This window comes from Afipia sp. GW822-FHT04G07 (assembly GCF_058800765.1).
In genome coordinates this window covers 2,068,126-2,094,033 of the sequence record NZ_JBXAMP010000001.1, presented here as the reverse complement: position 1 = coordinate 2,094,033, position 25,908 = coordinate 2,068,126, and the positions used below count along the sequence as shown (strand labels likewise).

Below are 25,908 nucleotides of genomic sequence, written 5' to 3'. Positions count from 1 at the left end.
GGAGAGCGCCTGATGGTTCGACCCATTCCTGCTCTCCGAAAGAATTCCTGCCATGACCGAATCTCTTGCCGGCGGCATCGCCACGCCGCTCTCCATGCGTGCCGCTGCAAATCTCACCTCTGCCGCTGTCAGGGCCGCGCGACAGGTCCTGACCGAGCTCGAACGCGGCCGTCGCATCGATGCCGCTGTTCTGCGTAGCGCCATGGAGTCTGCCTTTGGCGCCTCGGACACGGCCGGCGTTTGGAATTGGAAGACCGCCTATGACGTCTGCGAGGCGGCAGCCGTTCTGTTCCTTCGCAAGTTCGGCCCCGCGATGCGTGCCAAGGCTGGGTCGACGGCAGCAATGCTGCCGATGCTCACGAAGATCGCTAGCTGTCTGCCGACCCACACGCGGCGTTCCGAGGACAGCCAGGCGCTTCAGCAATTCTCGACGCCGATCCCGCTTGGGCTGGCCGCATGCGCCGCGGCTGGCATTACGCCGGCCGATCGCGTTCTTGAGCCTTCTGCTGGGACCGGTTTGCTCGCCGTCTTTGCCGAGCTCGCCGGCGGCGTTCTGGTCTTGAACGAGTTGGCCGAGGCCCGCGCGGCGCTGCTCGATCATCTCTTCGCAGGCGTTAAGGTCTCGCGGTTCGATGCTGCACAGATCGACGACCACCTCGACGCGAGTGTCGTGCCGAGCGTCGTTCTGATGAACCCGCCGTTCTCGGCATTGACGAACGTAGACCGACGGATGACGGATGCGGCTCTCCGTCACATCGCTTCAGCGCTCGCGCGTCTTGGCGACGGTGGACGCCTTGTCGCCATCACTGGCGCCAGCTTCGCACCGGATAACCCGGCATGGCGAGAAGCCTTTGTGCGGCTCCAGGAACGCGGGCAGGTAGCGTTTTCTGCGGCGATCGACGGCGCCATCTACGCGAAGCACGGAACACAAATCGACACACGGCTGCTTGTGATCGACAAGCTGCCCGCTGCCGATCCGACGGCTTTTCCGGCTTCGCCAGGCATGGCGGCCGACGTCGCTACCTTGCTCGACTGGGTGAACCAGCATGTGCCTCCAAGGCTGCCCGTCGCCATATCACCGGAGATCGTCGCTATCGAGCGGCCGGCTATGTCGCGATCGCTGGGCGCCGTTGCACCACGCTCATCGTCTTCTTCGAGAGACGCCGCGCCAGAAGGCGTCGAACTTACATACGAAACGGTCGAATGGTCGCCGCCGGAAGGCACCCGGCTCACCGATGCCCTTTACGAGGAATACGGATTGCAATCGATCCGTATTCCCGGATCGTGCGCACACCCGACCAAGCTCGTGCAGTCCGCGGCGATGGCGTCCGTTGCGTCACCGAAACCATCCTATCGTCCGCACCTGCCTTCGAGTCTGGTGGCAGATGGAGTTCTGTCGGACGCCCAACTTGAGAGCGTCATCTATGCCGGCGAGGCGCATTCTGAGTTTCTCGTGGGCTCCTGGACGGTCGATGCGACCTTTGATGTTATCGCCGCCGCGCGCGATGACGCAGAGAATGCCGTCCGCTTTCGCCGCGGCTGGTTCTTGGGCGATGGCACCGGCGCGGGCAAGGGCCGGCAGGTCGCCGGGATTCTGCTCGACAACTGGCTCAAGGGCCGCCGACGTGCCGTCTGGGTCAGCAAATCCGACAAGCTGATCGAGGACGCGCAGCGCGATTGGTCCGCGCTCGGGATGGAGCGCCTGCTCGTTACGCCCTTGTCCCGGTTTCGCCAGGGCACCCGGATCCGGCTTGCGGAAGGCGTCCTATTTACCACCTACGCCACGCTACGGACCGACGAGCGTGGCGAGAAGCTTTCGCGCGTCAGGCAGATCGTCGAATGGTTGGGCTCGGACTTCGACGGAGTGATCGTCTTCGACGAGAGCCACGCCATGCAGAATGCGATCGGGGGCAAGGGCGAGCGTGGTGACCAAGCGGCCTCTCAGCAGGGGCGCGCGGGCTTGAGGCTCCAGCACGCGCTGCCGAATGCCCGCGTGGTCTATGTGTCGGCGACGGGCGCAACCACGGTCCACAATCTCGCTTATGCCCAACGCCTCGGCCTTTGGGGCGGCGCCGACTTTCCGTTCGCCACCCGTGCCGAGTTCGTCGAAGCGATCGAGGAGGGTGGGGTCGCGGCCATGGAGGTGCTGGCGCGCGACCTCAAGGCGCTCGGCCTCTACGCAGCCCGCTCGCTCTCTTACGAGGGCGTCGAGTACGAGCTTGTTGAGCACCAACTGACGCCGGAGCAGGTCCGCATTTACGACGCCTATGCCGGTGCGTTCAGCGTCATCCATAATAACCTGGACGCGGCGATGCGGGCCGCCAACATCACCGGCGCAACGGGAACGCTGAACGGGCAGGCCAAATCTGCGGCACGCTCCGCCTTCGAAAGCGCGAAGCAGCGCTTCTTCGGTCACCTCCTGACCTCGATGAAGACCCCGTCACTGATCCGTGCGATCGAGAACGATCTTGAGGCTGGGCACGCCGCGGTCATCCAGATCGTGTCGACGGGCGAAGCGCTGATGGAGCGCCGGCTCGCGGAGATTCCAACTGAAGAATGGGGCGACGTCCAGGTCGACATCACCCCGCGCGAGTATGTCCTCGACTACCTCGCCCACTCCTTCCCGGTCCAGCTCTACGAACCCTTCACCGACTCGGAAGGTAACCTCTGCTCCCGGCCTGTCTATCGCGACGGCCAGCCGGTCGAGAGCCGGGAAGCCGTCGCACGCCGTGACCGCCTCATCGAGAAGCTTGCCTCGCTGCCGCCGGTACCTGGGGCACTGGATCAGGTCATCCAGCGCTTCGGCACCGAACTGGTCGCCGAGGTGACGGGCCGCTCGCGCCGCGTCATCCGCAAGGGCGACCGGCTGGTGGTCGAAAACCGCGCAGGCTCGGCCAATCTCGCCGAGACCTCGGCCTTCATGGATGACGTCAAGCGCATCCTCGTGTTCTCCGACGCCGGCGGCACGGGGCGGAGTTACCATGCCGAACTGTCGGCGCGGAATCGCCGGTTGCGCGTCCATTACCTGCTCGAGCCCGGCTGGAAGGCCGACGCCGCGATCCAAGGCCTTGGCCGCACCAACCGGACCAACCAGGCGCAGCCGCCGCTGTTTCGTCCGATTGCGACAGACGTGAAGGCCGAGAAGCGCTTTCTCAGCACCATTGCCCGCCGGCTCGATACGTTGGGAGCCATTACGCGCGGCCAACGTCAGACCGGAGGACAGGGCCTGTTCCGGCCCGAGGACAATCTCGAAAGCCAGTATGGACGTGATGCGTTGCGTCAGCTCTACACGCTGCTCGCGCGAGGCAAGGTCGACGGTTGCTCGCTTGGGAGGTTCGAGGATGCAACCGGTCTGAAGCTCATGGATGCCAATGGGCTCAGGAATGACCTGCCGCCGATCACGACCTTTCTGAACAGGTTATTGGCGCTCACCATCGACCTCCAGAATGTGCTGTTCACCGCCTTCGAGCAGCTCTTGACCGCTCGGATCGAAGGCGCGGTTGCATCCGGCACCTACGACGTCGGGTTGGAAACACTCCGTGCCGAGAGCCTTGTCGTCACCGACCGGCGGACGATCTATGACCAGCGGGGGACCGGCGCCGAGACCCGGCTGCTCACTGTCACACAGCGCCAGCGCAATCATCCGGTGAGTCTGGATGACGCTCTTGCTCGTCTTTCCGATCGTCAGGCCGTCCTGCTGGTCAATGAGCGCTCGGGACGAGCCGCCGTGCAGGTCCCCGCGGCGAGCGTCATGCTCGATGACGGCGAGATCGAGCGGCGCGTCCGTCTGATCCGGCCGATGGATCAGCACACGGTCCCCTTGAGCATGATGGCGGAGAGCCACTGGATCGAAGCGGACCGTGGGCGCTTCGCTGCGGCCTGGGTGGCGGAGCTTGCCGAGGTGCCCCAGTTCACGGAAAGCACGATCCACGTTGTGGCGGGCTTGCTGCTCCCTATCTGGAAGCGGCTGCCGAACGAATCAACCCGCGTCTATCGGCTCCAGACCGATGCGGGCGAACGCATCATCGGACGCAAGTTTTCGGCCACATGGGTCGCAAACGTCCTTTCGAGGGACGCGCCCGCGCTGACGCCGGACGCTGCCTTTGCCGCGCTGATGGAGGGACGCACCGTCCTCGACCTCGCGGAGGAACTCCAACTTCGCCGCGTCCGGGTGATGGGCGCCTATCGCATCGAGCTGTCCGGATTCAACGACACGATACGCGATCGCCTCCGTGCTTACGGCCTCTTTGGGGAGATCATCTCCTGGAAGCTGCGCATGTTCGTACCCACGGACGCGAGCGGCATCGAGGTCCTGTCCAGGGTGCTCGACACCTATCCGGTTACGGGCGTCAGTGAGCGGGAGGCCGCGTGATGGCCGGCGATGCTTCCGAACTGGCACGCCGCCTCTCGTGCGAGGCTGAGGCGGTGTGCCGACACTATCTCTCTAATGGCAGGCGGGCGGGGCGGTACTGGCTGGTCGGCGACGTCTACAATACGCCGGGCCGCTCGTTGTTCGTGCGGCTGCACGAATCACCGAAGGGACCCGCTGGGAAATGGACCGACGCCGCGACCGGAGAACATGGTGATCTCCTCGACATCATCCGCGAAAGTCTGGCCTTGCGAGACTTTCGCGAGGTCGCCGAGGAGGCGAGGCGCTTTCTGAAGCTGCCTCGTTCCGAGGAGCAATCACTCCCGAGGCCCGTTCGTCCAGTCGCGCCGGCCGGATCGCAGGAAGCCGCTCGTCGGCTCTTTGCGATATCCAACCCGATTGAAGGGACATTAGCCGAGGCGTACTTGCAGCGTCGCGGAATTAGTTGCATCAACCATGGTGGCAGCTTGCGCTTCCATCCTCGTTGCTACTATCGACCGGATGAGCATTCGTCGACCGAAACCTGGCCGGCGATGATAGCCTGTGTCACCGACCTCGATGGACGGATCACCGGCGTGCACCGCACCTGGCTAGATCCACACGGTTTTGATCGCGTGCGGCTCGGCAAGGCTCCGATCGACACACCACGACGCGCCATGGGTGACCTGCTCGGCAACGCCGTTCGCTTCGGCGTGGTCGATGATGTGCTCGCTGCCGGCGAGGGAATCGAGACCATGCTGTCACTGCGTTACGCACTGCCGGCCCTGCCCATGGCGGCCGCGCTTTCGGCTAATCATCTCGCAGCGATGATGCTGCCATCTGGCCTGCGTCGGCTCTATATCGCCCGCGATGACGATGCTGCCGGAGATACCGTACAGGCGATTCTCACGCAGCGCGCGGTAGAGGCCGGCGTTGAAGCGATTCCGCTGTCGCCTCGGGTGGGCGATTTCAACGAAGATCTGCACATCTTTGGCCTCGAAGCCCTCCGCGCATCGTTGCGGCTTCAGCTCGTACCAGAGGACGTCGTCCGTTTGCTGCATTCGTCGTTGGCAACCGCGGAATAGCCCCGGCAATTCGATGGGCATCGACAGGTCGGTCGCGGTGCGGCCACTGCCGGGAGAGCACGCGACCACGGCCTTCTAGAGGGCGATCGGACGGCAAGCGGCTCGGACCGGCAATGGCTGCGTCCGGCTATTTTCCGCCGCGCGCCGGCGACGAGAAGACACATTAGCCATCTGGCGAGCGCGCTTTGCATCGCGAAGCAAAATAGCCCGGCCTCCGCCATCCTCCGCTGCGCTTCGGCCCTCCGCTCTGCTCCGGGTTCTGGCCCGTTCCGCCTGCCGTCTGAGTGATCGCCACGAAGGCCGCGATGGTCGCGGCCGATCCGGCAAAGGATCGCCTCCATGACCGACCACGATGACATCGAACCACCGCACGACGCATCTCCGACCGAACACGTTCTTGCCGAATTGCAGCTCTTCGGTTACCGCCCCTTCGACGACCAGCCCGATCCACGGCCGCTTCCCGACGGCAGGATCATTACCGGTGCCGTCGTCGATATCTTCGATGCCCTGGTCGCGACGTTGAGCGACACGCGGCTCGAGCCGGACCTCGACGATCTGCTCTGGTCGACCGTCAACCTGTTCCACCGAGCCGTCGACCGCATCGGTCGCCAACTCGACGACAACGAACAGGCGCAACGGAAGAGTCAGCGCGAGCAGGACGGTTCCGAAGTTCGATCCGTCGAACTCGAACGCATCACGGCGGAAGGCACCACGTTGATCGAGCGACGCAACTGCCTGGAGCTCTTCCGTGACCAAGCCATCGAACGCTTCGAGACTCACACCGGCACATTATGGCGCCCCCGATCGGGATCGCTGGTGAACCACCGCACCCTGACCGCGGCGATGATCGACTCCCGCGACTTCATCGCAGCCAAGCGCCGCGCCGAGACCGAGATCCTGCTGCCCTCAGGGCCAAAGATCGCGCTCACCGGAGGGCTCGACTTCAACGACCACCACCTCATCTGGGATCGTCTCGACAAGGTTCATGCCAAGCATCCCGACATGGTCCTGCTGCATGGCGGCTCCCCGAGGGGGGCCGAACTGATCGCCTCGAAATGGGCGAGCAACCGCAAAGTGGCCCAGATCGCCTTCAAGCCCGACTGGACGAGGCACGCCAAGGCAGCACCGTTCAAGCGCAACGATGCCATGCTCGAACTCCTGCCGATCGGCGTCATGCACTTCCCGGGCACGGGCATCCAGGACAACCTCGCCGACAAGGCGAAACGGCTCGGCATCCCGGTCTGGATGTTCGGCGGCGCATGAGCGCCGTCTGCTCAACTGAAGTCTTTGAGGCGAAATTGCTCCCGCCGCAACTCCGCCTCGTTTCAGTCTCATATCCAGAGTTGCGCCGTGGTGGTGGTGGAAGGCGCGACTGGTAGATCTATGCACATGGAGCCACCACCATGCTCGCTATTGGGCTTGTTCTCAACACACTCGGCATCGGTCTGTTCTGCTGGGCGATCATTGCGCTTGCCGTGTATGCCCTGCCGTTTTTTGTCGCACTCATTATCGGGATGATGACGTTTCACAGCGACGCCGGCCTCATTGGCGCCATGCTTATCGCGACGGCCGGCGGTGCGCTGACGCTGGTCCTCGGCCAGGTCGCCTTTGCTGTTACTCGGTCCTCGGCCTTGCGCATCGCGATCGCAACAGCATTCGCTGTTCCCGCCGCCGTCGCCGGCTATCATGTGGTGTTCGCCGTGTCCAATATCGGGGTGCCCTCGCTGGCTTGGCGTGAAGTCTTCGCTTCCTTGGGCGCGGTTTGCGTTGGCGGCACGGCGATGACGCGCTTGGTGGTTTTGGCGAAGACCCGCCCGTTCGAGCCCGATGTGGTGGTGGAGAAACCGTCCTAGCCAATTCTTACGGCCGCATGGCCCCAGGGGCGATCGCTTACCGCTGCCATGTCGAATAGCTTCGTTTCGCGTAGATCGGCGCGGTGAACGGGATGATCGAACTTGAGCGCGGAGATCTCGTCCTGCTCGGAATTCATCGATCAAGCTGCCGACATTCGGTCTGGCCCACGCAGCCGCGGCAGAACGATCTTATCTCGATCCGTTCTTGGGAGACGATACCGCCTTTTGCAGGAGATTGTTTCTCTTTCCCCGCTGAATCGTTCACGCCTCTTGTTCATCAAAACCGAGATAGCCACGCTTCTCCAGATATCGTGGTTCAGCACGCGGACGCACGTGGCCTCGTTGATGGCTTGATCTGGCCGAAGACCGGCTTCGCCTCGATCGTCTGAGCCGCAACGCCGTTGATGCGACTTTCTTCCCCTGGGCTTCGCCCATTCCTCGCGAGGCAAGAAAGTCGCCACAACGACGTCCTCCGCTGCGCTCCGGCCCGAGCGGGTGCGTCGCCGATCGTCCTCGGCCCTAGATCGCCATCGAGGCCGCGGTGGTCGCGGGCTCGAAACACAACAGGAGAAGTGACATGGCTAACATCGGTTCTTTCAAGAAGGTCGGTAACGAATTCCAGGGCGAGATCGTCACCCTGAGCCTGAAGGCCAAGGGCGTCCGCATCGTCGCCGAGACCAACCGCTCCAATGACAACGCCCCCAGCCACCGCATCTATGTGGGCCGGGCGGAGATCGGCGCAGCCTGGTCGAAGCGTTCCGAGGAAGGCCGCGACTACCTCTCGCTCAAGCTCGACGATCCTTCCTTCAACGCGCCGATCTACGCGAACCTGTTCGACGACGAAGGCGGTGAAGGCTACACCCTGCTCTGGTCGCGGCCGCGCAAGACCGGCGAGTAGGCCACTTCATCAAGCCCCGTCCGGTCTGCCGGGCGGGGCTTCCCATCCTTCCAGGCGTCAGTGAGCGCGAACCGGCCGCCGGATCGAGCGGGTCGGCTCAATCACTCGGCCTGCCCCCGAGTCCTTTTCTTGGTGCTTGTGGGCGGGCGAGTGAGCAGGTCGGCGGCCTCGACACCCAGGCTGCGAGCGAGCCGATCGACAACGTCGATACCCGCCGCATAAACGCTTCGCTCGAGTGCGCTGATATAAGTGCGGTCAATTTCAGCACGATGAGCCAATTCCTCCTGTGACAAACCACGGGCCTGCCGGAGCTTCCGCAAATTGATTGCAAGTATCTCGCGTATATCCATACGCGAGAGGGCATGTCCTTGAAGAGTATTTCACCACGGAGTATTTTCGACAAAACGCGATCCGGACGGCTTCCGCGACAATTTTGGCGCTTCTGCTCCTTCCTGCCCGCGTGTTAGAAATTGTCTAAACTAAGGCGTGGAGTCTTATGAGGAAGCCGCCGCTCGACCCAGGCGTCGCCGACGCTGCGCCTGCAGATCAAATTCTCACTGCCTACGATGAGCAGCATGTCGTGACCTACATGCGCCTTCTGCAGGCCGAAAGCCAAGGGGCTGACTGGATGGAAGTCGCTCGAGTGGTGCTGCATATCGATCCGGTGCGGGAGCCGGACCGTGCGCGAAGCGCATATCAGAGTCATCTCGCGCGCGCCAAATGGGTGACCGAGCAGGGACGCCTCTTGCGCGGCACCGGCTCAAAATAGAAGAAAACCGCCGGCCGGCGACTTGCAGGCAGAACTATTTTCTTTTGCTGATCGGTGGTCATTCCGGTGCACCACGTGGTGCCAAACTAGGGGCTTCCTACAACCGCCTCGTTCATACCTATTGCGGCGCAATCGTTGTTAGCAGCGTGCAATGGGGCGGAAGCAATGCCTGAATTCGACTGGCGGTCGCCGGAATCCTACAAGAGCCTACAAGACGCCGAAATCACCGACATCGCCTGGGAATGTCTCCGCCGCAACGCCGGTTACCGGCGTGAGTACGAGGTGATGATTGCCAACAGCCCGAACGGCGAAGTGACTGACGAATTCAGGAGGAGGTGGGGCCTCTGCTTTCGCCCATGACCCGCGGCGGTCGTTCGATGAGCAGACGATCTTTTGGGCGCCTGAGGTTCTAGCGGCGGTCGTTCCGGTCAAGGTTGCCTCGGCCGCCGATCGCAGTTCAGCGCCTCAACCGCTGCTTGACCTTGCAGCAGGCCAGATGCGCCGCGCCGCCGACGGCTGGCACGCCGTGCTGCGCATCGGTGCAGTGGATCACCGTGTCTGGTCCAAGGATCCACCGGTGCTTGGCGCGTCATATGCAGCCGAACTGCCATTTGACGGCGATTTCGGCGCGCGTGCGTATGCAGCCCGCCGGCTGTGGCGCGCGATGAATGGACGCGCACCAGGTCCTGCCTTTCACCAACTATCTAAACAGCGGCGCGAACGCTTGAGCGCCGCGATCCGTGCGCTTGATGCTCGCAGCGCCGGCGGAAGCTATCGCGTTATCGCCGAAGCGCTCTTCGGCAAAAAGCGAATCCCCGACCGTGCCTGGAAGACCCATGATCTGCGCAATCGAACAATCCGCTTGGTGCAAGGCGGCCTTGCGTTGATGCGCGGTGGTTACCGCAAACTTCTGCGGTCCGGGCGCAGGGACGAATAGCCCTTCCGGTTGGGGGGTATCGAAAGCGGCCCCCTCCATATTCGGCATCCCCCTCCGAGATCTTGCTTCTCCATGATGACCGCACACACGCCGGCCTAGCCAGGCGTAGTGCGATGTCCTCCTGGAGTCCTCAAATGCCCGATCCGATGGCCGGTCTACCACCGCGATTCCTGCGTACACCTGAGGCCGCGCGCTATCTTGGCCTGTCCGGTCGCACGCTCGAGAAGCACCGCACGTACGGTACTGGACCGACGTATCGGAAGATCGGCGGACGTGTTGTCTACGCCGTCGATGACCTGAAAGCGTGGGCTGACCGCGGCGCCAAGACGTCGACGTCCGATCCCGGGAAGGGGACGGTACTGCCGGCCAAGAAGCAGCCCGCGCTGCGCCCGTATGCGGGCCAGGAACGTCGCTGATTGCCGCGTGAGAGTAGTGACCATGCGGCGCAAACACCATTCGGAGCGCGACCAGCTTGAGCTCTTTCGGGCGTTGCCCGGCGATCTTGCGCCGCGCGACGCGCAGGATCTGATGGCGTATCCGTTCTTCTCCCTCGCAAAGACTAAGCGGATCGTGCCGATCGACTTCCGTGCCGGTGCGATCGCAATTCGTGTCGAAGCCGTGCCGGAACACGGCATGGCGACGATCTGGGATGCAGACGTTCTGATCTGGGCCGCGTCCCAGATTGTCGAAGCCCGTGATGCCGGCCTGAAGACGTCGCGCCTGATGGCTGCAACGCCGTATGAAATTCTGACGTTCGTCGGCCGCGGCACCGGCGCACGCGACTATGATCGGCTGAAGGCGGGTCTCGACAGACTTCAGTCAACGACCGTGCTGACGTCGATCCGTCAGCCGGCAGAGCGGCGACGGCATCGCTTCTCCTGGATCAACGAGTGGAAAGAGACGGCCGATGCAAATGGCCGCCCATTTGGGATCGAGCTGATCCTGCCGGATTGGTTCTACGCTGGCGTCATCGATGACGCGCTCGTGCTGACGATTGATCGCGCCTATTTCGAGCTGACGGGCGGACTTGAGAGGTGGCTTTATCGTCTTGTGCGCAAGCACGGCGGACGCCAGGACGGCGGCTGGAGTTTTGATCTGGTGCACCTCCATGCCAAGTCCGGCATCCTCTCGCCCCTCAAGCACTTTGCTTACGACGTGCGCCAGATCGTCCAGCGCCAGACATTGCCCGGTTATCAGCTCGTGCTCACGCGCGACCCTGATGGCACCGAGCGACTGAACTTTGCACCCACGCCTGTTGATCCCTTAACGGCCCGCTTGCGCCGGCGCGGTCTCATTCCAAATTCGGAGGACAACCTGTGAATCAGCTCGTGCTATCGGGGACCGCAACCCTCGTGCTATCGGGGACCCGATCCTCGTGCTATCGGGGACCGGAATCGAGCTTAAGAGCTTGTTTCTCCGCGCTTTCCAGCCGCTCTAACTTTACTAACCGGAAATCCTTCGGATTTCTTCTAACGGAGCAGGCCGAAAGCGGCGTCGATGGCGCTCGGCAACGGCAGTCCGACAGGCCAGCCTGCCTTTGCAGGCGATACACACTCTCGACCGAGCCCCAAGCTCACGGCTGCCAGCCCCAGCGTCCGGGAGCCGCCGCATGAGCGATCTCACGGAAGTGGAAGTGTTGTGGCTCGAGAAGCGCATCGAAAACCGCATTCGGTTCGGTCGCATTGTCGGGGAACGGAAGCTTGATCGCCATCGGCGTGTCCTGTCATTCGCGCCAGGCAGCATCTTTGCCTTCGTCCGGTGGACCTCCAACGACTTTGGCACGATCATTTCGCGCATCGACATCTTGCGCGCGGTCGCACTGGGACAGCGCTGCTCGACCGTTCCTTATGTGACGCCCGGCGGTGAGATTCTGCTGCGCCTGTCCGGCTGGCCGAAGGTCGAGCGCGTGCTGCAGATGATCGATGCCGTTGAGGCGCTCGGCGTCGATCCGGCTGATGTCGCTCCCGACCATTGGCATCACGTTCACAACCGTCTGTCCGTTAATGAAAACCCGCGCCCGTATACGAAAGCGCGCCATCAGGCCTGGCTCCATCGCCAAAGGGTGATGCGATGACGGGCCGCCTACCGATGCTGGCCGTGACGATTGGGGTCGCTGCTGCGCTCATCGCGACGATCGTCCTGGAGCCGATTCCGCTATACATCTGGAACGCATCCGCGAGCGTGCCGATCGGTCTCTACCGCCTCCGACCGGCGGACCAATTCCAAGTTACTGAATTGGTCGCCGTGCAGCCGCCGGAGCCGCTCGCGACCTTCCTCGATTTGAACGGCTATTTGCCCATTGGCGTGCCCATGCTGAAGCGCGTGCTCGCCCTTCCGGGGCAGAGTGTTTGCAGAACCGGCCTCACGATTTCGGTCGACGAGGTCGCGGTGGGCGAGGCGAAGGACCGCGACGGACGCGGCCGGCCGCTGCCGAAATGGCAGGGCTGCCGCGTCGTCGGCGACGGCGATCTGTTTCTGATGAACTGGCAGTCGGACGACTCTCTTGATGGCCGGTATTTTGGATTTCTTCCGGCATCCAGCGTGATCGGCCGTGCGATGCCGGTGTGGACGTGGGAGGGGTGATCGTGCGTATTCGACGTGTTCTCCTCGCCATGCCCTTGTTCGATCGATTGCGGGATCATTCCTCCGTCTCGATCGATGTCTGCAAGGCTGGCGCGAGCCCGACCGCGTGCTTGGGTCGGTTGGGCACGCGCGTTTGTGCAGTCGTGCCCGTGATGCTTCTTCTGACCGCGTTCGACGGTGCTGCTTTGGCCCAGAGCGGATCAACCGCCCAGCCGGCGATCAGTCAGACCGCTCACTCATTTGCCGGCTTCATCAATGAAGCCGCACAACGCTTTGCGATTGCGCCGAACTGGATCCGATCAGTCCAACGCATCGAGAGTGCTGGTGACGTGCACGCCAGATCGCCAAAAGGCGCAATGGGCCTGATGCAAATCATGCCAGCGACTTGGGCGGAACTTCGTGTGCGCTACAATCTCGGGAACGACCCCTACGACCCGCACGACAACATTCTGGCCGGTACGGCGTACTTGCGCGAACTGCTCGATCGGTATGGCTCGCCTGGCGTGTTTGCGGCGTACAATGCGGGACCATCTCGCTATGAAGAGCATCTTGCGGGCGGCTCTCTGCCAGACGAGACGCGAGCATACGTCGCAAAGCTTGCAAATCTGCTTGCCGTCGAACTGCCGCCGAGGTGGACGTCCGGCGGACAGTCATCAGCAGCTGCGACGCTATTCGTCACGCGATCCGATCTCATGAAGACGCGTGATCGGTTGTTGGCGCTCATGCCGTCTAGCGGTGTCACGACCGCGTTCTCGGCGCCCGATGTTTCGCCCATGGTCCCCCGGCCAATTGGCATGTTCGTCCCTCGATCGGATTCGGGAGTATCGCGATGACCAGGTGTGCGGGTTCGCAAGCTGATGGTGTATGGGCGATGCCTTCGGCCCGCGCTCTACTCGTCGCTTCGCTCCTCACCGAGCCACCCTTCGGGTGTCTCGGCCCTTCGGGTAACGATCGCTATCGCAAGCGCTCGGAAGCAGTGGGGGCTTCGCGAGTTGGCGGCCAGGTCGCGGTGGCTCTTTCGGGAACCGGCGACCCGGAGACCACGACGGCAGGACGGCGAGATAAAAGGGGCTCGCCGCTCGAACCGCAAGCCATTGACATGGCTTGGGTTCCGGCGTGCCGGTCGGTCGGGGCGCGTGCCGCGCCTTGGATTTTTAAGAATGAGATCAACTACATTTTCGGCACTCTACGCGTTTTGGCGTCCTTCGAGGCGCAGTCATGACCACGGGCGACAGCGATCTGCGTATCCGGCCCGGGCGCATCCGCAGTACCCGCGCGCCGAAGCCGAAAAGCTTCATCAATCAGGTGCTACGCGCGGCGAAGAAAACCGGACACACCTCGGGTCAGACCCCGGCCGGCAGGCGTTCCGCGGCCCATGGGCGTTCGACGTTTGGCCGCGGGCGCCTCGCCTTTAGCCGGGCGAGATTGTTCAGCCCGACGCGGCGCGTTGTGGTGAAGGCGCGCGTGGTTCGCCACAAAGGACGAGCCTTCCGCTCAGCGCCGCTGACGGCCCATCTCTCGTATCTGAAGCGCGATGGCGTGACCCGGAGTGGTGAGCGGGCCGAGATGTTTGATGCCCGCGGCGACGGCGCCGATAGCGCGGCGTTTGCCGAACGCTGCAAGGACGACCGTCACCATTTCAGGTTCATTGTCTCGCCGGAGGACGCCGGCGATATGACCGACCTGAAGGCCTTCACCCGCGACCTCGCCAAGCAGATGGAAGCCGACTTTGGCACGCGACTGGATTGGGTGGCTGTCGATCATTGGAATACCGACAATCCTCACGTCCATCTTCTCGTTCGGGGGGTCGACGAAGAGGGCGCTGATCTCGTGATCTCCCGCGACTACATCAGCCGGGGCCTGCGTTCACGCGCCGAGGAATTGGTCGCGATCGAACTGGGTCCAAAACCGGAGCACGAGATCCGCAATTCGCTGGAGAGGGAAGTCTCGGCGGAACGATGGACGCGGCTCGACCGGGAGGTCCGACTGGCGGCGGAAGAGACCGGGTATATCGATCTTCGACCCAAGAATCCCGGCAGCGCGGATCCTGAGATCCGCCGCCTGATGGTTGGCCGTCTTCAGCACCTCGAGAAGATGGGCCTTGCCGCATCCGCCGCACCAGGGGAGTGGATGGTCGGACTCGAGGCCGAGCGCAGCTTGCGCGACCTCGGCATGCGCGGCGACATCATCAAGACCATGCACCGCGCCTTTACCGAGCGCGGGGAAGCGCGCGGCGTCGCCGACTTCGTCATCGAGGGTGGACAGCCGACGTCTCAGCTTATGGGACGACTGGTCGAGCGTGGATTGCATGACGAACTGACTGGCGAGGCCTACGCCCTGATCGACGGGACCGACGGACGCGCGCACCACGTGCGCTTTCGAGGTATCGAGGCCTTCGAACATGCTCCGCCCGTTGGGGGAATCGTCGAAGTCCGACGCTTCGGTCAAGCCGGCGATCCACGGCCGACCGTGGTGCTCGCCATCCGCTCCGATCTCGATCTTGCCGAGCAGGTCACCGCAAAAGGCGCGACCTGGCTTGACCACAGGCTGGTCGAACGCGACTCCATGCCGCTTGCCATGGGCGGATTCGGCCGAGAGACGCGCCAAGCCATGGAAGCCCGTACCGAGCATCTGATCCGGGAGGGCCTAGCGCGGCGGCAGGGCCAACGCATCATCTTGCAGCGCAACCTCCTGAACACGTTGCGCCAGCTTGAACTGGACCAGGTGGCCGCAAAAGTCTCGGCCGACACCAGCCTCCCTTACGTGAAGTCCGAATCCGGGGAGCATGTGGCGGGGACATATCGCCAGCGTCTGACGCTCGCCTCGGGACGCTTCGCCATGATCGACAATGGGCTCGGCTTCCAACTCGTGCCCTGGTCGCGCGAACTCGAAAGGAGGCTCGGCCAACACGTCACCGGCGTCGTGAAGGACGGCGGTGGAATCGAATGGGGCTTTGGTCGCAAGCGCGACCTCGGTCTCTAACAATCGCACCAATCCAGCTGCGGAAGGGCGTTCGGGATGTCCGGAACCAAAATCCTTTGGGGGCAGGTGATCGTGGTCGGCCTGATCGTTTTGCTGGCCATCTGGGGAGCAACCGAGTGGACGGCCTGGCGGCTCGCCTGGCAACCGGAGCTTGGGCGGCCCTGGTTCGAACTGTTGGGCTTCAAGGTCTATTACCCGCCCGTCTTCTTCTGGTGGTGGTTCGTCTACGACGCCTATGCGCCACGGGTCTTTGTCGAAGGAGCCTTCATTGCGGCGTCGGGGACCTTCGTTTCGATCGCGGTGGCGATCGGCATGTCGGTTTGGCGGGCGCGCGAAGCCAAGAATGTCGCGACCTATGGGTCGGCGCGCTGGGCTGGTGCGGACGAGGTTCGAGCGGCGGGACTTCTCGGTCCGGATGGTGTGGTGCTCGGCAAGCTCGACCGCGACTACCTTCGCCACGACGGGCCGGAGCACGTGTTGTGTTTTGCACCCACCCGATCCGGCAAGGGTGTCGGTCTTGTCGTCCCCTCGCTCCTGGCTTGGCCCGGCTCGGCCATCGTTCACGACATCAAGGGCGAGAATTGGCAACTGACCGCGGGCTTCCGCTCGCGACACGGCCGCGTCCTGTTGTTCGATCCCACCAACCCAAAGTCCTCAGCCTACAATCCGCTGCTCGAGGTCCGGCGCGGGGAATGGGAGGTTCGCGACGTCCAGAACGTGGCCGACGTCCTGGTCGACCCCGAAGGCTCCCTCGACAAGCGGAACCACTGGGAGAAGACCAGTCATTCGCTCCTGGTCGGCGCCATACTCCACGTTCTCTATGCCGAGGCGGACAAGACCTTGGCCGGCGTCGCCGCCTTCCTGTCCGATCCGAAGCAGCCGATCGAGACCACGCTGAGGGCGATGATGACTACACCGCACCTTGGCGAGCAGGGCGCCCATCCCGTCGTCGCCTCGACCGCGCGCGAACTCCTCAACAAATCCGAAAACGAACGCTCCGGCGTCCTATCCACCGCGATGTCGTTCCTCGGGCTCTACCGCGATCCCGTCGTGGCCCAGGTGACCTGTCGCTGCGACTGGCGGATTGCCGATCTGATCGCAGATGGTCGCCCGACGACGCTTTACCTCGTGGTGCCGCCGTCGGATATTTCTCGGACCAAGCCGCTGATCCGTCTGGTGCTGAACCAGATCGGCCGGCGCCTGACCGAGGATCTACACGCCCGCGACCGTCGGCATCGAGTGCTAATGATGCTCGACGAGTTCCCGGCGCTGGGGCGGCTGGATTTCTTCGAGTCTGCGCTCGCCTTCATGGCGGGGTACGGCATCAAGAGCTTCTTGATCGCGCAGTCGCTCAACCAGATCGAGAAGGCCTACGGGCCTAACAACGCCATCCTCGACAACTGTCACGTCCGCGTCAGCTTCGCGACCAACGACGAGCGGACCGCCAAGCGGGTATCGGACGCGCTCGGGACCGCGACCGAGATGCGGGCCATGAAAAACTATGCCGGCCATAGATTGAACCCGTGGTTGGGGCACTTGATGGTCTCGCGGCAGGAGACGGCCAGACCTCTCTTGACCCCGGGCGAGGTCATGCAGCTTCCACCGATGGACGAGATCGTCATGGTGGCGGGTACGCCGCCGATCCGGGCGAAGAAAGTTCGCTACTACGAGGATAGGCGGTTCACCGAGCGGGTTCTGCCGCCGCCAAATCCGGCGAGCGCCGGCCGATCATCGAGAACGGACGGTTGGTCAGCGCTAGGACCATTGAAGCCGACGGCGGGTCCAACTGACAAAGCCGCGGAGGTCGAGGAAGACACGGCGAACAGCGGACTCCGTCGCGAGCCCGAACTCCCCGATCACGTCGCGATCGCCAAGGAGACGACCGAACCGACGCCGGCAGAAGAATTTGCCGCCGTTCTTGACGATGACGAGGATGGGGTCCGCCAGTCCCGGCTCATACGCCAGCAGATGCGCGGCGTTGCGCGTCAGGTCGCCATGGACCCGAATGACGGTATGGAGCTCTGAGGCATTATGCGCGACCGGATGAACGTCTACTTCCCGCCAGAACTGCTGAAACAGATCTCAGAGCTCGCCGATCGCAAAAGACTTTCTCGGTCGGCGATCGTGGAAGCGGCAGTTGTTTCGTTTCTGTCCCCGGATGGAGCGGACAGGCGAGAAGCGGCGTTTACCCGGCGCCTCGATCGGCTGTCGCGCCAGATGCAGCGGCTGGAACGCGACGTGGGCTTGACGGCCGAAAGCTTGGCGCTCTTCATCCGCTTTTGGCTGACGATCACGCCGCCGCTACCCAACGACGCACAGGCTGCCGCGCAGGCAAAGGGCAGGGATCGTTTTGAAGGATTTGTCGAAGCACTCGGGCGCCGTTTGCAAAAGGGGCAAAGCTTTCTCCGGGAGATTCCAGAAGACATCGGTCGTCAGGAACCGGCCGAAGAAACTTGAGAGAGCCACGTAGACAGACCATTTCGCGGATCCTTCTTATTCTACGCCACCCTACGACCGCAGGGATTTACCCGAACTGACGAAAAGCTGGTCGCGCTATCGGCTCGCACGAGCTGACAGCAAGAGGGCCAGCATGCAAATTTCCGGGACATGGCGTCTCATCTCGCGCGTTTTTCTCCCGTTTGCTGCTGGATACTATCTTTCGTATCTGTATCGAACGATCAACGCTTTGATCGCCAGTCATCTCAGCTCGGATACCGCGCTCGGGACTGCCGACCTCGGGTTGCTTACGTCAGTCTATTTCCTGATATTCGCGGCGGCTCAGATCCCTGTCGGTATATTGTTGGATCGCTTTGGTCCGCGTCGCGTCCAGAGTGTTCTGCTCTTGCTAGCCGCAGCGGGCGCCGGACTCTTCGCGATATCGACCGGTTTCCTGTCGCTTTTGATCGCGCGTGCAATGATCGGGCTTGGCGTGGCGGCGGCGTTGACCGCAGGACTGAAGTCGATCGTCCTTTGGTTCCCCAGAGAACGAGTTGCCTTGCTTAACGGCTACATGATCATGCTGGGATCGCTAGGAGCGGTGACCGCTACGGTTCCCGTAGAATACCTACTCGCTTGGATGAGCTGGCGGCAGCTCTTTGAGATCCTAGCGGCGGCGACCGGCGCGACGGCCATTTTCATCTATGTCGTGGTTCCCGAGCGGGGCATTGTCCCATCAGCAGCCTGCGCCACTCTTAGCTCCGTTTTCAGCGATCGGCGCTTCTGGCGAATGGCCCCGTTGTCGGCGACTTGCGTCGGATCAGCCTGGTCTCTGCAGGGGCTGTGGGCATCACCGTGGCTGATCGACGTGGAGAGGCTTGATCGCACAAGTCTCGTCAGACAGCTGTTTACAATGTCCGTCGTACTAAGCGGCGGTGCCTGGTTGTTCGGTATGGCCGTCCATTACATCAAACGCAAAGGAATCGGAGCGGAGGCTATATTAGTGGTGGTTGCAGTGCTGTTCATCGCAGCCGATTCAGCCTTGATCTTGCGAGCGCCCCTGCCGTCCATCCTGCCCTGGTCGGTTGTCGCAATTGCCGGAACGGCAACCGTGGTCAGCTTCGCGGTAATAGCGGATTACTTTCCGCCGGAGCTTGCTGGTCGTGCCAACGGCGTCTTGAACGTCCTGCACTTTGGTTGGGCATTTCTGGCACAATACGCGACAGGCCTGATCCTGGAGCAATGGCACACGATCGATGGCCATAGGTCCGTCCAGGCCTATCAGGTCGCGTTCGGCCTCAACGTAGCGCTGCAGATCGCAGCCTTGGTCTGGTTCGCGCTGCCTTGGCGTAGAGTCTGCGCTTCATGGATGAGTTTAACTTCCCGCTCCACGCCAGCCTCTGTTTCCAATGGTGTCAAGTCGGTCGGCTTGTACGAGAATTCGCCCATCCTGATACCCGCGGACGACGGCGCGGAGTGGTGAGCGATAGCTCTTAGCGGACTGGTACGATTGAGCAGGAGTCCAATATCAGTTCTCAGTCTTCCTTTTTCTACGCCAGTCTACGATCACCGAAAGCGCTTGTTGCGCCAACTCCATAGGTGCTTTTTCTAATCATCCCATCTGAGGGCCCTTTGCGGACGCTCTCACTGGGTGGGGACGACGGTGCCAAGCCATTCCATTCAATCGGAAGCGAATTCGCGCGGCGCGCGCATGCTTCGTAGTGCGCTTGGCACAGCGATTGCCGGCTACCTCGAAGATGAAGCGATCATCGAGGTGATGCTCAATCCGGATGGGCGGTTGTGGATCGACAGGCTGTCGAGTGGCTTGATCGACACAGGCAAAACTCTCTCCGCAGCGGATGGCGAGCGCATTGTTCGCCTGGTAGCGCACCACGTAGGTGCGGAGGTGCATGCCGGGGCGCCACGGGTTTCGGCAGAACTGCCTGGAACTGGTGAGCGCTTCGAAGGCCTTTTGCCTCCGGTCGTTGCCGCCCCGGCCTTTGCTATCCGCAAGCCAGCGGTCGCGGTGTTTACCCTCGACGATTACGTCGCCAAGGAAATCATGACCTCGGAGCAGGCCGAGATCCTGAAGAGCGCGGTCGCCGCACGGAAGAACATCCTCGTCGCCGGGGGAACGTCGACCGGCAAGACGACTCTGACAAATGCGCTCCTGGCCGAAGTGGCAAAGACTGCCGATCGGGTCGTGCTGATCGAAGATACGCGCGAACTGCAGTGCACAGCGCCCAACCTTGTCGCTTTGCGTACCAACGATGGCGTGGCGACGCTATCGGACCTCGTTCGCTCCTCGCTGCGACTGCGTCCTGACCGTATTCCGGTCGGCGAGGTCCGCGGTGCCGAAGCCCTCGATCTGCTCAAGGCCTGGGGTACCGGGCATCCCGGTGGCATCGGGACCATTCATGCTGGTACCGCGCTCGGTGCCCTGCGGCGGCTTGAGCAACTCATTCAGGAAGCCGTCATCACGGTTCCGCGTGCCCTGATCGCCGAGACCATCAACGTTATCGCCGTGCTGGCGGGGCGTGGCGCTGATCGTCGCCTCGTTGAGCTCGCGCTCGTCCGGGGGCTTGGAGCTGCCGGCGACTACAGCCTTTCAACAGCAGGAGACTGACATGCGTCAGCAAATTCGTTTTCTTCGAGGTGCATCGGTGGCCGCCTTCGGCACGGTGCTTTTGGCGGCGGCGCCGGCATGGGCCGCTGGTTCGAATATGCCATGGGAGCAGCCGCTCAATCAGATCCTGCAATCGGTTGAAGGTCCGGTTGCCAAGATCATCGCGGTCATCATCATCGTCGTGACCGGGCTCACGCTCGCGTTCGGGGATTCGTCGGGTGGTTTCCGCCGGCTGATCCAGATCGTGTTCGGCCTGTCGATCGCATTTGCCGCCTCGAGCTTCTTCCTATCGTTCTTCTCCTTCGGCGGCGGCGTGGTGGTTTGATGGATGAACCGGTCACAGGTTTTGTCGTGCCCGTTCACCGCGCACTCACTGAGCCGATTCTGATGGGCGGCGCGCCGCGGTCCGTCGCGATCGTGAACGGCACGCTTGCTGCGGCCCTTGGACTTGGATTGCGGCTCTGGATCGCGGGTCTCATCCTCTGGTTCATCGGCCACATGGCCGCCGTCTGGGCCGCCAAGCGCGATCCCGCATTTGTCGATGTCGTGCGCCGACATCTGCGCATTCCCAGCCACCTCAACACCTGAGCGCTCCGCCATGATGAACCTTGCCGAATATCGTCATTCCAACGCGCGTCTCGCCGACTTCCTGCCCTGGGCAGCTCTCGTCGACGAGGGAATCATCCTGAACAAGGATGGTTCTTTCCAACGGACAGCAAAGTTCCGGGGACCTGACCTCGACAGCGCGGTGCCGGCCGAACTCGTTGCCGTCGCCGGTCGTCTGAACAACGCCTTGCGCCGCCTCGGATCCGGCTGGGCCGTGTTCGTTGAGGCGCAGCGTCATTCTGCGGGCGCTTATCCTCCAAACACCTTTCCGGATGTCGCGTCTGCGCTGGTCGATGCCGAACGCAGAGCGCAATTCGAGGAGGCAGGTGCCCACTACGAGTCCAGTTATTTCCTGACCTTCCTCTATCTGCCGCCGGAGGAGGGAGCGGCTAAGGCGGAGCGATTGCTCTATGAAGGTCGCGACCGCACCGTTGGAGCAGATGCCCGGGAGGTGTTGCGCGGCTTTATCGATCAAACCAACCGCGTGCTGCAACTCGTCGAAGGGTTCATGCCGGATTGCGCCTGGCTCGATGATCAGGCCACGCTGACCTATCTGCACTCGACGATCTCGACTAAGCGTCACCGCGTTCGCGTGCCCGAAATTCCCATGTACATCGATGCGCTTTTGGCCGACCAGCCACTGACCGGCGGGCTTGAGCCGATGCTGGGTTCAGCGAACGTGCGGGTCTTGACGATTGTCGGCTTTCCGGGCGCGACGACCCCGGGGGTCCTGGACGACCTGAATCGCCTGGCATTCTCGTATCGTTGGTCGACGCGCGCAATCATGCTCGACAAGACCGATGCCACCAAGCTGCTGACCAAGATTCGGCGGCAGTGGTTCGCCAAGCGAAAATCCATTGGCGCCATTCTCAAGGAGGTCATGACCAACGAGGCGTCGACGCTGCTCGATACCGACGCCCACAACAAGGCGATCGACGCCGACGCGGCGTTGCAGGAACTGGGGTCGGATCAGATCGGACAAGCCTTTGTTACGGCCACCCTCACTGTGTGGGACCGAGATCCCAACGCTGCCGATGAAAAGCTGAGGCTGGTCGAGAAGGTCATTCAGGGCCGCGATTTCACCTGCATGATCGAGACGGTGAACGCTGTCGAAGCCTGGCTCGGTAGCCTGCCGGGACATGTCTATGCGAATGTGCGGCAGCCACCGGTCTCGACGCTCAACCTCGCCCATATGATTCCGATGTCAGCCGTGTGGGCCGGTGAGGCGAGGGATCTGCACTTCAAGGCGCCGGCACTCCTGTTTGGCAAGACTGAGGGATCGACGCCCTTCCGATTCTCTCTCCACGTCGGCGACGTCGGCCACACCCTCGTGGTGGGCCCGACCGGCGCCGGAAAATCCGTTTTGCTGGCTCTGATGGCGTTGCAATTCCGCCGTTATCCGAACTCTCAGGTCTTTGCGTTCGACTTCGGCGGTTCAATTCGGGCGGCTGCGCTCGCCATGGGTGGCGACTGGCATGATCTCGGCGGTGCATTGTCAGACGGGGACGAAAACCCCGTCGCCCTGCAGCCGCTGGCCTGGATTGAGGATCCTTCCGAGCGCGGATGGGCGACGGAATGGATCGGCGCGATCCTGGCACGGGAAAAGGTCGAGATCACCCCGGAGGTCAAGGATCATCTGTGGTCGGCACTGACATCTCTCGCTTCGGCGCCGAGGGAGGAGCGGACCCTGACGGGCTTGTCAGTCCTGCTCCAATCGAACTCTCTGAAACGCGCCTTGCAACCTTATTGCCTCGGCGGACCTTCCGGGCGCTTGCTCGACGCCGAATTCGAGCGCCTTGGCGAAGCCTCGGTCCAGGCGTTTGAGACCGAAGGTTTGATTGGAACGGGTGCTGCGCCGGCCGTGCTGTCGTACCTCTTCCATCGCATCGGGGGCCGTCTCGACGGCCGGCCTACACTCCTTATTGTCGATGAAGGTTGGCTTGCCCTCGATGACGAGGATTTTGCGGGGCAACTCCGGGAATGGCTGAAGACGCTTCGGAAGAAGAACGCGTCCGTCATCTTCGCCACACAGTCGCTTTCTGACATTGATGGCTCCGCGATAGCACCGGCGATCATCGAAAGCTGCCCGACGCGCCTGTTGCTGCCGAACGAACGGGCGATCGAACCGCAGATCACCGCCATCTACCGCCGCTTCGGACTCAACGATCGCCAGATCGAACTTCTGAGCCGGGCAACGCCAAAGCGCGACTACTATTGCCAGTCTCGTCGCGGCAACCGGATGTTCGAACTTGGCCTTGGTGAGGTTGCGCTCGCCTTCACCGCAGCCTCTTCCAAGACAGACCAGGCAGCCATCGCGCAGCTCCTTGCCGAACATGGACCTGACGGCTTCGTGCCCGCCTGGCTCCAGCACCGCGGCGTCGCCTGGGCCCTCGACCTGATCCCCAACCTCGTCAATCTGGAGAAATCGCAATGAGACCTCTTGGCCTATTGGCGACCACGGCCGCCTTCGCGCTGCTGCTTGGCGTCACGGTGCCTGCACGGGCGCTGATCGTCTTTGACCCCACCAACTACGTCCAGAATGTCCTGACGGCCGCGCGGGAGCTCCAGCAGGTTAATAATCAGATCACCTCGTTGCAGAACGAGGCACAGATGCTGATCAATCAGGCAAGGAATTTGGCAAGCCTGCCGTATTCATCGCTGCAGCAACTGCAATCATCGATCCAGCGGACCCAGCAATTGCTGGCCCAGGCCCAGCGGATCGCCTACGACGTTCAGCAGATTGATCATGCCTTCTCGACAAGTTACGCGCCAGCGACCAGCAGCCAATCGAACCAGTTGCTGATCTCCAACGCTCAGTCACGTTGGCAGAATTCCTATGCCGCAACGCAAGACGCGCTTCGCGTCCAGGCGGGCATTGTTGGCAACCTCGACACCAATCGCATCCAGACATCCGCGCTCGTAACGTCAAGCCAGGGTGCCAGCGGCGCGCTGCAGGCAACGCAGGCTGGCAATCAGATTCTCGCGCTGAACGCGCAGCAGCTCGCCGACCTCACCGCCGTCGTGACGGCGCAAGGTCGGGCGCAGAGCCTTGAAGCGGCTCAGCGCGCCTCGGCCCAGGATCAGGGACGAGAACAGCTTCGTCGGTTCCTGACTCCGGGACAGGGCTATCAGTCATCCAACGTACAGATGTTCCACTGATGACGGACATAAGGGCATTCAAGGCGTTGTCGCTGCTTACGACAATCGGCGTGTTGGTCGTCACTGCCTGCACGATTCAGCTTCGCGGTGGTGACGAGCAGCCCGCGCTGCCGAAGGCCGCGCAGACGACAGATGCAACCAGCTCTGACCTCGCACGCTGCCGCAGCGTCACTGCGGAGGAAACGGCAGGTTATCAGCATTGCAGGCAGGTCTGGGCCGAAAACCGGCGACGCTTCTTGGCCAAGAAATCTGGTGCCGCGGTTCGTGGCCAAGAAGAACCCGCCGCTGCGTTGGCGCCGGCCCCAAAGGATCAGAGCCGGATCCCGCAGGGATATCTGCTACCGGCGACACCTGAGGCGAGCAAGCCATGACGGGTACGGGGATTATCGACCAATTCCTGGAAACGTTCACGCGATATATCGACAACGGCTTCGGCCTGCTCGGTAGCGACGTCGGCTATCTCGCAACGACCCTTGCCGCGATCGACATCACGCTTGCTGCGTTGTTCTGGAGTTGGGGGCCGGACGAAGACATCGTCGCGCGCCTCGTCAAGAAGACGCTCTTTGTAGGCGTCTTTGCCTATCTAATCGGTAATTGGAACAGTCTGGCACGCATCGTTTTCGAGAGCTTTGCCGGCCTTGGGCTAAAAGCATCAGGCGCAAGTCTCTCCGCGTCGGACTTCCTTCGGCCGGGAAAGATCGCTCAAGTCGGACTTGACGCTGGCCGACCGCTGCTCGATTCGATCTCCAATCTGATGGGCTACATCAGTTTCTTCGAGAATTTCGTCCAGATCGTCGTTCTCCTGTTTGCCTGGATCGTGGTGCTGCTCGCCTTCTTCATTCTGGCGATCCAACTCTTCGTCACCCTGATCGAGTTCAAACTCACGACGCTGGCCGGCTTCGTGCTCATTCCCTTTGGGTTGTTTGGCAAGACAGCCTTCGCGGCAGAGCGGGTCTTGGGCAACGTCATCTCTTCAGGGATCAAGGTCTTGGTCCTGGCCGCCATCGTCGGCATCGGCTCGACTTTGTTCTCGCAGTTCACCGCTGGCTTTGGTGGCAATCAGCCGACCATAGAAGACGCGATGACCCTGGTCCTTGCGGCGCTCTCCTTGCTTGGCCTGGGCATCTTCGGTCCTGGAATCGCCAACGGCCTGGTGTCGGGTGGGCCTCAGCTCGGTGCCGGTGCCGCGGTTGGAACAGGCCTTGCTGCCGGTGGCATTGTTGCGGCGGGCGCGGGTCTTGCCGCCGGCGGTGTTGGTCTCGCTGGCGGCGCGATTGCGGGCGCCGCGCGCGGTGGTGGCGCTGTCATAAGGGGAGCGTCAGCCGCCTATCGAAGCGGCGGCCTTGCTGGCGTCGCTGAGGCGGGCAGCTCGGCTGCCATGAGTCCATTGCGTCGTGCAGCGGCTGCCTTCGGGGGCGAGCAAGCTGGCGAGCAGGCCGCAAGCGCTTCGGCCGAAGGGCTGCCCGATTGGGCGCGCCGCATGAAGCGCGCCGAGACTATTCGGCATGGTGCCTCGGCTGCTGGTCACGTCCGCTCGGGCGATCATGGTGGCAGCGGCTCCTCCGTCGATTTGTCCGAAGGAGAGCGCTGAGACGCATCACCGCACTTTCGCCACCCGCCACGCGG

26 protein-coding genes are annotated in these 25,908 nt (G+C 62.6%); 25 read left to right on the top strand and 1 reads right to left on the bottom strand.

Annotated features, from left to right (window positions below; translation table 11 throughout):
* Window positions 1–52: 52 nt before the first annotated feature.
* From AC1RKJ_RS10310 to AC1RKJ_RS10285, 6 genes are all read left to right on the top strand, one after another.
* Window positions 53–4,372, top strand: a complete 4,320-nt coding sequence (locus AC1RKJ_RS10310; RefSeq protein ID WP_006018710.1) for a bifunctional class I SAM-dependent methyltransferase/DEAD/DEAH box helicase — start codon at window positions 53–55, stop codon at window positions 4,370–4,372.
* Window positions 4,372–5,433, top strand: a complete 1,062-nt coding sequence (locus AC1RKJ_RS10305) for a DUF7146 domain-containing protein (protein WP_006018711.1) — start codon at window positions 4,372–4,374, stop codon at window positions 5,431–5,433. The genes AC1RKJ_RS10310 and AC1RKJ_RS10305 overlap by 1 nt, the downstream gene beginning before the upstream one ends.
* A gap of 339 nt (window positions 5,434–5,772) precedes the next feature.
* Window positions 5,773–6,696: a DUF2493 domain-containing protein gene (locus AC1RKJ_RS10300; protein ID WP_006018712.1), complete on the top strand. Its 924-nt coding sequence runs from the start codon at window positions 5,773–5,775 to the stop codon at window positions 6,694–6,696.
* A gap of 140 nt (window positions 6,697–6,836) precedes the next feature.
* Window positions 6,837–7,286 (top strand): hypothetical protein, encoded by a 450-nt coding sequence (locus tag AC1RKJ_RS10295; protein ID WP_006018713.1) that lies wholly within the window; start codon window positions 6,837–6,839, stop codon window positions 7,284–7,286.
* A gap of 92 nt (window positions 7,287–7,378) precedes the next feature.
* Window positions 7,379–7,675 (top strand): hypothetical protein, encoded by a 297-nt coding sequence (locus AC1RKJ_RS10290; RefSeq protein WP_080654815.1) that lies wholly within the window; start codon window positions 7,379–7,381, stop codon window positions 7,673–7,675.
* Window positions 7,676–7,863: 188 nt separating this feature from the next.
* Complete coding sequence (locus tag AC1RKJ_RS10285; RefSeq protein WP_006018714.1) at window positions 7,864–8,184, top strand: DUF736 domain-containing protein; 321 nt, start codon at window positions 7,864–7,866, stop codon at window positions 8,182–8,184.
* A gap of 101 nt (window positions 8,185–8,285) precedes the next feature.
* Here AC1RKJ_RS10285 and AC1RKJ_RS10280 read toward each other — a convergent pair whose 3' ends face one another.
* Window positions 8,286–8,534 carry a helix-turn-helix domain-containing protein gene (locus tag AC1RKJ_RS10280; RefSeq protein ID WP_024337241.1) on the bottom strand — a complete coding sequence of 83 codons (249 nt, stop codon included), beginning with the start codon at window positions 8,532–8,534 and terminating at the stop codon, window positions 8,286–8,288.
* A gap of 146 nt (window positions 8,535–8,680) precedes the next feature.
* Between AC1RKJ_RS10280 and AC1RKJ_RS10275 the strand changes: the two genes are divergently transcribed.
* From AC1RKJ_RS10275 to trbL, 19 genes are all read left to right on the top strand, one after another.
* A complete protein-coding gene (locus AC1RKJ_RS10275; RefSeq protein WP_006018715.1) occupies window positions 8,681–8,953 on the top strand; it encodes a hypothetical protein in 273 nt (90 codons plus the stop codon).
* 165 nt (window positions 8,954–9,118) lie between these two features.
* Window positions 9,119–9,313 carry a transcriptional regulator domain-containing protein gene (locus AC1RKJ_RS10270; RefSeq protein ID WP_006018716.1) on the top strand — a complete coding sequence of 65 codons (195 nt, stop codon included), beginning with the start codon at window positions 9,119–9,121 and terminating at the stop codon, window positions 9,311–9,313.
* A gap of 136 nt (window positions 9,314–9,449) precedes the next feature.
* On the top strand, window positions 9,450–9,890 hold the full coding sequence (locus AC1RKJ_RS10265; protein WP_024337242.1) for a DUF2285 domain-containing protein: 441 nt from the start codon (window positions 9,450–9,452) through the stop codon (window positions 9,888–9,890).
* Window positions 9,891–10,024: 134 nt separating this feature from the next.
* A complete protein-coding gene (locus AC1RKJ_RS10260) occupies window positions 10,025–10,306 on the top strand; it encodes a helix-turn-helix transcriptional regulator (protein WP_006018718.1) in 282 nt (93 codons plus the stop codon).
* A 22-nt stretch (window positions 10,307–10,328) separates the two neighbouring features.
* Complete coding sequence (locus AC1RKJ_RS10255) at window positions 10,329–11,210, top strand: replication initiator protein A (protein WP_006018719.1); 882 nt, start codon at window positions 10,329–10,331, stop codon at window positions 11,208–11,210.
* Between the two features lie 289 nt (window positions 11,211–11,499).
* Window positions 11,500–11,964, top strand: a complete 465-nt coding sequence (locus AC1RKJ_RS10250; protein ID WP_006018720.1) for a DUF2840 domain-containing protein — start codon at window positions 11,500–11,502, stop codon at window positions 11,962–11,964.
* Entirely contained in the window at window positions 11,961–12,473 is a 513-nt protein-coding gene (locus AC1RKJ_RS10245) for a S26 family signal peptidase (RefSeq protein ID WP_006018721.1), read from the top strand. Before AC1RKJ_RS10250 ends, AC1RKJ_RS10245 begins: the two co-directional genes overlap by 4 nt.
* A 2-nt stretch (window positions 12,474–12,475) precedes the next feature.
* Complete coding sequence (locus AC1RKJ_RS10240; protein ID WP_006018722.1) at window positions 12,476–13,306, top strand: lytic transglycosylase domain-containing protein; 831 nt, start codon at window positions 12,476–12,478, stop codon at window positions 13,304–13,306.
* Window positions 13,307–13,691: 385 nt separating this feature from the next.
* Complete coding sequence (locus AC1RKJ_RS10235; protein ID WP_006018724.1) at window positions 13,692–15,455, top strand: relaxase/mobilization nuclease domain-containing protein; 1,764 nt, start codon at window positions 13,692–13,694, stop codon at window positions 15,453–15,455.
* 36 nt (window positions 15,456–15,491) lie between these two features.
* Window positions 15,492–17,480 carry a conjugal transfer protein TraG gene (locus AC1RKJ_RS10230; protein WP_006018725.1) on the top strand — a complete coding sequence of 663 codons (1,989 nt, stop codon included), beginning with the start codon at window positions 15,492–15,494 and terminating at the stop codon, window positions 17,478–17,480.
* A gap of 6 nt (window positions 17,481–17,486) precedes the next feature.
* Entirely contained in the window at window positions 17,487–17,912 is a 426-nt protein-coding gene (locus AC1RKJ_RS10225) for a ribbon-helix-helix domain-containing protein (protein ID WP_006018726.1), read from the top strand.
* Between the two features lie 133 nt (window positions 17,913–18,045).
* Window positions 18,046–19,374 carry an MFS transporter gene (locus tag AC1RKJ_RS10220; protein WP_006018727.1) on the top strand — a complete coding sequence of 443 codons (1,329 nt, stop codon included), beginning with the start codon at window positions 18,046–18,048 and terminating at the stop codon, window positions 19,372–19,374.
* Between the two features lie 228 nt (window positions 19,375–19,602).
* Window positions 19,603–20,517, top strand: a complete 915-nt coding sequence (gene trbB / locus AC1RKJ_RS10215) for a P-type conjugative transfer ATPase TrbB (RefSeq protein WP_006018728.1) — start codon at window positions 19,603–19,605, stop codon at window positions 20,515–20,517.
* 1 nt (window position 20,518) lies between these two features.
* Window positions 20,519–20,842, top strand: coding sequence for a TrbC/VirB2 family type IV secretion system protein (locus AC1RKJ_RS10210; protein ID WP_006018729.1), 324 nt, complete (start codon window positions 20,519–20,521; stop codon window positions 20,840–20,842).
* On the top strand, window positions 20,842–21,105 hold the full coding sequence (locus AC1RKJ_RS10205) for a VirB3 family type IV secretion system protein (RefSeq protein ID WP_006018730.1): 264 nt from the start codon (window positions 20,842–20,844) through the stop codon (window positions 21,103–21,105). The genes AC1RKJ_RS10210 and AC1RKJ_RS10205 overlap by 1 nt, the downstream gene beginning before the upstream one ends.
* A 10-nt stretch (window positions 21,106–21,115) precedes the next feature.
* Window positions 21,116–23,557: a conjugal transfer protein TrbE gene (gene trbE / locus AC1RKJ_RS10200; RefSeq protein WP_006018731.1), complete on the top strand. Its 2,442-nt coding sequence runs from the start codon at window positions 21,116–21,118 to the stop codon at window positions 23,555–23,557.
* Complete coding sequence (trbJ, locus tag AC1RKJ_RS10195) at window positions 23,554–24,282, top strand: P-type conjugative transfer protein TrbJ (protein WP_006018732.1); 729 nt, start codon at window positions 23,554–23,556, stop codon at window positions 24,280–24,282. Before trbE ends, trbJ begins: the two co-directional genes overlap by 4 nt.
* 26 nt (window positions 24,283–24,308) lie before the next feature.
* On the top strand, window positions 24,309–24,653 hold the full coding sequence (gene trbK-alt / locus AC1RKJ_RS10190) for a putative entry exclusion protein TrbK-alt (RefSeq protein WP_338076544.1): 345 nt from the start codon (window positions 24,309–24,311) through the stop codon (window positions 24,651–24,653).
* Entirely contained in the window at window positions 24,650–25,873 is a 1,224-nt protein-coding gene (trbL, locus tag AC1RKJ_RS10185) for a P-type conjugative transfer protein TrbL (protein WP_006018734.1), read from the top strand. Before trbK-alt ends, trbL begins: the two co-directional genes overlap by 4 nt.
* The last annotated feature ends 35 nt before the right edge of the window (window positions 25,874–25,908 follow it).